Below are 8,073 nucleotides of genomic sequence, written 5' to 3'. Positions count from 1 at the left end.
CCGGCGATCTACGCCCGCAAGGAACAGCCCAACGCCTCGCCTGCCGAAATCGCCGACTTTGTGGCGCTCAAGACGCCCGGCTCGCGATACGTTCAGGTGGATGTGCGGCTGATCGACGGCGCACCCGACTTTCTCGGCATGGCCGGCGAGCATGGAGCCGGCGTCGGCCGCTACGCCGACATTGTCCTGGTCCGCCCGGTGCTCGGCGCCTGGACCGCTCAGGATCTCGTGATGCGCTCGTGCGCCATCAACGTCGCCGCCCACGAGTACGCCCACACCCTATCGACCAGCCCGATCGTCTACGACGCCGCCTTCACAGACACTCGACCCGGCGAGGGCCGCATCGCCGGACGCACCAACCGAACAGCCCCTGTTGCGAGCTATCTCTTGGGGACAATCGCCCAGTGCGTCTGGCTGGAACGCCAGGGCCGCATCCGCCCAGGCGGCCTCGCCGGCTGCGTTGAGGTCTTCGGCGTCAACTCCGGCAACCCGGCCCGCTGCGACGACTTCACCGAAGGCCAGGCGGTGGCCCCGAGGCCCGACCTGCCACCGCTGAGGCCGCCGCTGTAGCAACCAGGGTCAAATCCTAGACGCCCAGTCGAACGCGAACCGCCTCGGCGATCCGGAGCGCCTGCCAAGGATCGCCGCGGCTCGTCAGCGTCCAGCTTGCTGACAGCCCGAGATAGGCGAGAACCCACTTCAACAACCGCTCTCGCGAAAAGCCCGAGATCTCCATGGCGATCTCGAGCCGTGCATCCAGGTGCGCCACGGCCGTCGAGGCGTCCGGATTGCACATCAGGTTGGCGTAGTCGTACCCGCGATCGCCCCACAGCCCCTTAGGATCGATCGCCAGCCAGCCGCGTGCGCCGCCATCCAGGATATTGTCGTGGTGAACATCGCCATGCAGCACCACGGGAGGACCCTGGCTGCCGAGCAGTTCGCGCGCAACCAAAGCAGCCTCGGCATAAATCCCGCCGGCGCGTTCCGCCTGCGGCCACAGCGCCGCGAACCACCACTCCAGAGGGATGATCCCGCTCGGCGGCGGACCCGCTGTCGGCGCGTGGAACAGCGCCGCCGCCTCACACAACGCTCGACACGCGGCCTCGTCCCCACCGCCACGCGCCATCGCCGCCAGTGAGCGCGGCCCGTCCAGGCGCTCCATGACCACAGCTTCAGCGTCGAAGGCGAACACGCGCGCAGCACCCACTCCGCCGCGCCAGGCCATCACCGCCCCGCCACGTCGCTCCTCCTCGTGAAGCGCGATCTTGAGCATCGCGGCCTCGCCGCCGCGCCGCACCGGCAATAGGCGACTGCCGAACTCCGTCTCAAACGGCGCACCGTCCGGCTCCAGCCCCCAGCAATCGATCCAGGGCTGGAAGTCGGTCAGCACAGCGTCCCTTACAGCGGAATGTTGTCGTGCTTCTTCCAGGGGTTCGACAGCGACTTGCCCTTCAGATTCTTCAGCGCGTTGGAGATGCGCTTCCGCGTCGTCGAGGGCTGGATCACGTCGTCGATATAGCCACGGCTCGCCGCCACGAACGGATTGGCGAAGCGTTCCTGATACTCCGCCGTCCGCGCCGCGATGGCGTCGGGATCGCCGATCTCGGATCGGAAGATGATCTCCACCGCCCCCTTGGCGCCCATCACCGCGATCTCGGCCGTCGGCCAAGCGTAGTTCACATCACCGCGGATGTGTTTGGAACTCATCACGTCATAGGCGCCGCCATAGGCCTTGCGGGTGATGATGGTGATCTTGGGCACGGTGGCCTCGGCGAAGGCGAACAGGAGCTTGGCGCCATGCCGGATCAGGCCGCCCTGTTCCTGCTTGGTGCCCGGCATGAAGCCCGGCACGTCGACGAAGGTTAGGATCGGGATCTCGAAGCAGTCGCAGAACCGCACGAACCGCGCGCCCTTGCGGCTGGAGTCGATATCCAGAACCCCGGCCAGGGTCTGCGGCTGGTTGGCCACGATGCCCACTGGCTGGCCGTCGATCCGCGCGAAGCCGACGACGATGTTCTTGGCGAAATCGGGGCTGATCTCGAAAAAGTCCGCCTCGTCCACGACCTTAAGGATCAATTCCTTCATGTCGTAGGGCTTGTTCGGATTGGCCGGCACCAGGGTGTCGAGGCTGGCCTCCACGCGGCCCGGTTCATCATAGCTTTCCCGAACCGGCGGCTTCTCGCGGTTGGACAGCGGCAGGAAGTCCACGAGGCGCCGCACCTGGGTCAGCGCCTCAAGATCGTTCTCAAACGCTCCATCGGCCACGCCCGACTTCAGCGCATGCACCCGGTAGCCGCCCAGTTCCTCGTGGCTGACCTCCTCGTGGGTGACGGTCTTCACCACGTCCGGGCCGGTCACGTACATGTAGGAGGTGTCCTTCACCATGAAGATGAAGTCGGTGATCGCCGGCGAATAGACGTCGCCCCCCGCGCAGGGGCCCATGATCACACTGATCTGCGGGATCACACCTGAAGCCAGGGTGTTCTCCAGGAAGATATCCGCATAGCCGCCCAACGCCGCCACGCCCTCCTGGATACGCGCCCCGCCCGCGTCGAACAGGCCGATCACCGGCGCGCCCACCTTCATCGCCTGCCGCTGGACCTTAAGGATTTTCTCCGCGTGCGCGCTCGAAAGAGACCCGCCGAAGACCGTGAAATCCTTTGAGAAGACAAACACCACCCGGCCGTTGATGCGGCCCCAGCCGGTCACCACCCCGTCGCCTGGGATGCGCTGATCGCCCATGCCGAACTCGGTGACCCGGTGCTCGACAAACATGTCGAACTCCTCGAACGAACCTTCGTCGAGCAGCAGGTCGATGCGTTCGCGCGCGGTCAGCTTTCCCTTGGCGTGCTGGGCGGCGATCCGCTTTTCGCCGCCGCCGAGGCGAGCCTGATCGCGGCGCGCTTCAAGTTCCTGCAGGATGTGCTTCACGAAACTACCCCTAGGTCGAGCGGGCAGCCCTAGTCGGACCCCCATCCAGAGACAAGTTGCCGTTGGGGTAGACGGCTGGGCCGATTGCCTATCGTAGTCACGGAATGCAACGCACCTTCGGCGCGGCCGCCGCCTACTTCGGTCTGGTGTTCTCGATCGGCTTTATCCTGGGAACCCTGCGCGTCCTCTGGGTGATTCCCTGGCTCGGCGAGGGGCTGGCGGTGGCGTTGGAACTGCCGGTGATCCTGATGGCGTCCTGGTTGGTCTGCGGCTGGACGATGCGCCGGTTTTCGCCCGACCCAGCACTCCGGGCCCGGCTCGCCTTAGGCGGAATCGCCTTCGCAATGCTGATGGCGGCGGAGGCCTTGCTGGGTATCGTGGGTCTTGGTCGCACCCTTGCAGAACACCTGGCCAGCTACACTCGGCCCCTGGCCATCTGGGGTCTGAGCGGACAGATCGCCTTCGCCCTGTTCCCGGTCCTAAGGCGTTAGACTCCGGAACCAGGCGTCCAGCACAGCCGCCTCGCCGCGCAGCCGATGGGTGCGTTCCGCCGCCTCAGCGTCCACGCCCCAGGCTTCCTCCTGAAAGGCCTCGTCGATCCGCGACAGGTCATAGGCCGTGGTCGCCTCGATCCATCCCCGCCGCGCCGCCAGCGCCAGCACTGCCGAGCCGTACAGCGCCGCGCCGAACGCCAGGCCCGCCAGCCCGAAGTCGTCCTCGCTCAGTGCAAACGCCCGCACGCCCGCCAGGGTCTCCGACGGCTGCTCGCGAAAGACGATGCCGCGGCAACGTTCAAACCTCAGGCCCAGTTCCGCTTCGGCGCGCTCCATAAGGGGCAGCCATCCGGCTTCCTGACGCGCCACCAATCCCTCCGGGCCCTCGGCGAAGTAACAGACGAGGTCCGAGGCCGCGTAGCGCGCGATCTGGTCAGCGGTGTCCGCCCGGGCCTGCGGGATGGCGTCCAGCGCCGTGTTGGCCAGCCGCGTAGCATGCATGGTCGCCATTTCGATCACGTCGGTCTGGGTGGCCCACTCCTGGGCGCAGAGTTCGGCCAGCGGCCGGGTCGGGATCACAAAGGGCTGCGCCTTGGGCGTCCGCAGCCGGCGCGTATCCAGCAGCACGCTCCAGCCGCCCTCGACCTCGGCCGCCTCGACGGCCTTGTAGAACCGCCGCGGCTGCTCGACCGGCTCGTGGAACCCCTTGCGCAGGTCCAAGCTCGCAACCTCCCGACGGATCAGCCCGCCACCCGTGCAATGGCCACGAAACCCGCCGCTGGCAAGACGGCCCCGGCTCAGGGCTGAGGTGACCTCAACCCGGACAACGTTGGCGCGCGGAAGTCGGGACCTGAAACATTTTTACCCGGATGTAATTGACGTCATATTTTTATCCGGGTAAATTATACTCATGTCCGTTTACACCGCCTTTTCAGGTCACATGCGCCTCGCGGTCGGCGATCTTGCCGAAACAGCCAGCGCCGCGTGGCGCGCTCACGCTGCGGACCTCGAAGGGCCGATCCTTGTGTTTGATCGCGCCACCGGCGCGGTGGTCGACCTCGACCTTCGTGGCGCCGAAGAGGATGTCCGCGGCCGTTACGCCGAGGCGGCTCCGACGGCCAGGCGCGGTCGTCCCAGCCTCGGGGTCGTGGCGCGCGAAGTCACCCTATTGCCGCGTCATTGGGACTGGCTCGCGAAGCAACCCGGCGGTGCGTCCACCACCCTGAGAAGACTGGTCGACGAAGCCCGCAAGTCCGACGCGTCCGCGGCGCGGGAGCGAACCGACGCGACCTATCGCTTTATCTCCGGCATCGGCGGGGACCTTCCCGGCTTCGAGGCCTACTCCCGCGCGCTGTTCGCCGGTGATGAGGAAATGCAGAGACAGACTTCGGCGGGCTGGCCGGAGGATATCCGAGACGAACTCGCCGTGATGATCAGCCGGTAGGTCAGGGTCCATGGCGGACGCCGCAGGGCGACCTTGCGGTTACGGTCCGCCGCTATCGCCCCTTCCGTCCCGCGAACGGGTCCGGATCGGCCTCGTGCACGTCGAAGCCGAAGCGGGCGAAGCCCGCCTCCAGCTCCGGGCTTATCGGCGCCTCCAGCGCCAGCATCCCGCGCGAGGGATGCGGCAACACCAGGCGGCGCGCATGCAGTTGCAGCTTGAGCCCGCCGGAGAGCTCCCGCGACAGCTCGGTGTTGTACTTCGGATCGCCCAGGATCGGATGGCCCATGGCCAGCATGTGCGCCCGAAGCTGATGGGTCCGCCCGGTGTGCGGCCAGAGCGCCATCCAGGCTGCGCGCGGTCCGGCGCGGGTGACGGTGACAAACTCGGTTTCGGCCGCCTCGGCGCGCTCCTCCCCGGGTTCGGCCGGGACCACCATCTCGCGGTCGCCGACGCCCTTCTTGATCAGCGGCAGATCGATCACGCCCTCGCCCGGCTTGGGAAACCCGGCCACGATCGCCCAGTAGACCTTCCGCGCCTTGCGCTTGGCGAACGCCAAGCCCAGCTTGGCCGCGGCCACCGGCGTCTTGCCCAGCACCAGCACGCCGGAGGTGTCGCGATCCAGCCGATGCACCAGCTTGGGCCGCTGCGTCCCCTCGCCCCAGGCCGAAAGCAGCCGATCCACATGCTTGCTGGTCTTGGTGCCGCCCTGCACAGCCAGGCCCGCCGGCTTGTTGAGCGCCAGCACCTCTTCGTCCTCATAGATCACCAGGCTGCGCGCATAGGCCGCCTCGCGCGGATCGATCTGGCCCTTCTCCCGCGGCGGCGGCGCATCCGGCAACGGCGGCACCCGCACCTGCGATCCGGCCGAGAGCCGCGTGTCCGGTTTGGCGCGCGCGCCGTCCACCCGGATCTGTCCCGAGCGCGTCAGCTTCTGGATCTGGATGTGGTTGAGATGCGGCCAGCGGCGCTTGAACCAGCGATCCAGCCGCACGCCCTCTTCGCCATGGTCGACATAGAGGGTGCGGACTTCCTTCATGCGAACACCCGCCGCGCCAGGAACAGGCCGACCCATAACGCTCCGACCGAGGCCGCCACCGAGCCCAGCGCATAGAGGCCCGCCGTCAGAACCGCACGGCGTTCAAGCATCTGCAAAAGCTCCAGTGAAAAGGCCGAGAAGGTTGTGAACCCGCCCAGCAGGCCCACGCCCAGCAACAACCGCCAACGCTCGGCGTCCGGACCGCCGCGCGACCAGAGCCAGCCCGCCAATACGCCCATCGCCAACCCGCCCAGCACATTCGCCGCGAAGGTGCCGTAGGGCCACGCCGCCCCGAGGCTCCGCATCGCCTGCAGGCCGAGGAGATAGCGCAGCACCGCGCCCGCCGCCCCGCCGGCCGCCACAAAGATCAACCCTTGCATCGCCCGCTTATGCGCGGACACGGCCGGTTTGCCAAACCGCGCCCTAGGTTCGCTCGCCCAAGGTGCGTCGCACCGCCCTTGCATCATAGACGTCGGGGCCGCTCGGCCGCGCGCCGCGCCCCATCACCACCTCGACCGTGGCCGAGAGCGACGGTCCGCCGCTCAGGTCGAAGTCCGTCCCGACACCGACCGAGACGCCGCCGCGCCGGCCGAAGTCGCCGCCGCCGACCCCCATGCTCATCCGCGGACCGCCCGCGCCGGCCCGCCGGTCGATGTAGCGATCCGCAACCCGGAACCAGTCATAGCCTTCAGCCAGCGCCAGATCGGCGGCCCGGACCAGGGCGTAGTCGCTGACCTGCTCGGCCGGCGCGCCGGGCCCGCCCCGGAAGGTGATCCGATAGCGCCCAGGCTCGATCCTGGTCTCGCTGTATCCAGGCCCCCGGGGTCCGGCAGAGGGCTGATAGAGCGTCGGCGGGGTCGCACAGGCTGACAGCGCCAGTGCGGCCAAGGCGGCGGGAACAATGCGCTTCATGGGGAGTCCCCTTCTCGAACCGCAGCTTGAGCCTCGAAGGCGGCGAAATCGAGCCCGAGGTCTTGGCACAGTCCCGCGAAATCAGCCGGAACCGGCGCCGTCAGCCGCATACGCCCGCCGGCCGGGTGCGGAAACGCCAGCGCGGCGGCGTGCAGCATCAGGCGCGGCGCGGGCCGTCCGCCCACAATCAGAGCGCCGCCGTAGCGCGCATCCCCCGCGATGGGTCGCCCGATGTGCGCGAGATGCACCCGAAGCTGATGCATCCGCCCGGTCTCGGGCGAAAGCTCCACCAGCGCCGCGCCGGTCGCCTCGGACAGCGTCCGATAGCGTGAGCGCGCCGCCTCCGCGTCCGGATGGTCGGGCTCGCAGACCCGCATGAACGCTTCGCGCCCCTGTTCATCGCGCCGCAGCGCCGCCTCGATAACCCCGCCGCGCGGCGCGGGCGCGCCGGGCGTGACGATGGCGAGATAGGTCTTGGCCACCCGTCGTCCCATCAGCGCCTTGCCCAGGAACCCGGCGCCCGGCTTGGTCTTGGCCGTCAGGATCACGCCGGAGGTGTCCCGGTCGAGCCGGTGGATCAGTCGCGGCCGCGCCTTGCCCGGCTTGGCGAACGCCCAAAGCAGTTCATCCAGCGTGTGCACCTGCCCGCGCCCGCCCTGGCTCGACAGACCGGCCGGCTTGTTCAGGGCCAGAAGCTCCGCGTCCTCATGCAGCACCAGACCGCGCACAAAGGCGACCTCGTCGGCGCTGAGCGAAACGGGCTTCGGGTGGGGCGTCGGCACGCCCCGCTTTAGCGGAGCACTCCAGCCTTCGCCATCCGCTGAGAATACCAGATCAGACCCGCGCAGATCGCGATGATGATCCCCGGCATCATCAGACCGAATAGCCTCACCCCATCGGGCGAGGCGGCGGTGTATCCCAGGCTGCCGATCGCGCCCAGAATCGAGACGCCGAACGCGTGGGTCGCCCAGCGCGACCGCAACAGCAGCAGCACGGATCCCGCCACCGAGCCCCACACGCCGATCGCCCAGATCGCATGCATCCAGCTCGGATAGGTTCCCATGTAGGCGATCATCTCGTCGGTCATGCCCATCTGCCGGTAGTAGGGCTCTACCTGCAGATGGCTCATCGTGTAGTCGTAACCGCCGAATGCGTTCCAAAGCATGGCGACGCCCGCCACGATCCAGAACACCAGCCCCGGCCTGGCCGCAGGCCCCGAATCCGCCGTCGCGTCGTCCGTCATGCTCGTCCCCCCC

General features: G+C 68.0%; 11 protein-coding genes. 3 read left to right on the top strand and 8 right to left on the bottom strand.

All coding sequences use genetic code 11. The annotated features are described in order from the left end of the window. A partial coding sequence (locus tag ACIQ3R_RS12090; protein ID WP_397418819.1) for a hypothetical protein occupies nucleotides 1–570 on the top strand: 570 nt, incomplete at its 5' end. 16 nt (nucleotides 571–586) lie between these two features. Here ACIQ3R_RS12090 and ACIQ3R_RS12085 read toward each other — a convergent pair. Together ACIQ3R_RS12085 and ACIQ3R_RS12080 are read right to left on the bottom strand one after the other, a co-directional pair. Further along, on the bottom strand, nucleotides 587–1,390 hold the full coding sequence (locus ACIQ3R_RS12085; protein WP_397418817.1) for an aminoglycoside phosphotransferase family protein: 804 nt from the start codon (nucleotides 1,388–1,390) through the stop codon (nucleotides 587–589). 8 nt (nucleotides 1,391–1,398) lie between these two features. After that, a complete protein-coding gene (locus ACIQ3R_RS12080; RefSeq protein ID WP_397418815.1) occupies nucleotides 1,399–2,931 on the bottom strand; it encodes an acyl-CoA carboxylase subunit beta in 1,533 nt (510 codons plus the stop codon). A 104-nt stretch (nucleotides 2,932–3,035) separates the two neighbouring features. On the opposite strand from ACIQ3R_RS12080, the gene ACIQ3R_RS12075 reads away from it, so the two are divergent. Next, complete coding sequence (locus ACIQ3R_RS12075) at nucleotides 3,036–3,422, top strand: hypothetical protein (RefSeq protein WP_397418813.1); 387 nt, start codon at nucleotides 3,036–3,038, stop codon at nucleotides 3,420–3,422. Here ACIQ3R_RS12075 and ACIQ3R_RS12070 read toward each other — a convergent pair. Beyond that, on the bottom strand, nucleotides 3,411–4,145 hold the full coding sequence (locus ACIQ3R_RS12070; protein WP_397418811.1) for an ATP12 family chaperone protein: 735 nt from the start codon (nucleotides 4,143–4,145) through the stop codon (nucleotides 3,411–3,413). The two genes, ACIQ3R_RS12075 and ACIQ3R_RS12070, sit on opposite strands and share 12 nt — an antisense overlap. Before the next feature lie 190 nt (nucleotides 4,146–4,335). On the opposite strand from ACIQ3R_RS12070, the gene ACIQ3R_RS12065 reads away from it, so the two are divergent. Further along, complete coding sequence (locus tag ACIQ3R_RS12065; protein WP_397418809.1) at nucleotides 4,336–4,869, top strand: DUF2239 family protein; 534 nt, start codon at nucleotides 4,336–4,338, stop codon at nucleotides 4,867–4,869. A gap of 52 nt (nucleotides 4,870–4,921) precedes the next feature. On the opposite strand, the gene ACIQ3R_RS12060 is transcribed toward ACIQ3R_RS12065, so the two are convergent. From ACIQ3R_RS12060 to ACIQ3R_RS12040, 5 genes are all read right to left on the bottom strand, one after another. Next, the gene (locus ACIQ3R_RS12060; protein ID WP_397418807.1) at nucleotides 4,922–5,905 is read right to left on the bottom strand and encodes an RluA family pseudouridine synthase; all 984 of its coding nucleotides are present in this window, start codon (nucleotides 5,903–5,905) and stop codon (nucleotides 4,922–4,924) included. Further along, nucleotides 5,902–6,285 carry a fluoride efflux transporter CrcB gene (crcB, locus tag ACIQ3R_RS12055; protein WP_397418805.1) on the bottom strand — a complete coding sequence of 128 codons (384 nt, stop codon included), beginning with the start codon at nucleotides 6,283–6,285 and terminating at the stop codon, nucleotides 5,902–5,904. Before crcB ends, ACIQ3R_RS12060 begins: the two co-directional genes overlap by 4 nt. A gap of 43 nt (nucleotides 6,286–6,328) precedes the next feature. Further along, nucleotides 6,329–6,817, bottom strand: coding sequence for a CC0125/CC1285 family lipoprotein (locus ACIQ3R_RS12050; RefSeq protein ID WP_397418803.1), 489 nt, complete (start codon nucleotides 6,815–6,817; stop codon nucleotides 6,329–6,331). Continuing rightward, on the bottom strand, nucleotides 6,814–7,599 hold the full coding sequence (locus ACIQ3R_RS12045) for an RluA family pseudouridine synthase (RefSeq protein ID WP_397418801.1): 786 nt from the start codon (nucleotides 7,597–7,599) through the stop codon (nucleotides 6,814–6,816). The genes ACIQ3R_RS12050 and ACIQ3R_RS12045 overlap by 4 nt, the downstream gene beginning before the upstream one ends. An 8-nt stretch (nucleotides 7,600–7,607) precedes the next feature. Beyond that, nucleotides 7,608–8,073, bottom strand: a 466-nt coding sequence (locus ACIQ3R_RS12040; RefSeq protein WP_397418799.1) for a hypothetical protein, incomplete at its 5' end; no start/stop codon positions are given.

The organism is Phenylobacterium sp., from assembly GCF_044371015.1.
Classification (GTDB): domain Bacteria; phylum Pseudomonadota; class Alphaproteobacteria; order Caulobacterales; family Caulobacteraceae; genus Phenylobacterium.
This window is presented reverse-complemented; position numbering and strand designations above follow the sequence as displayed.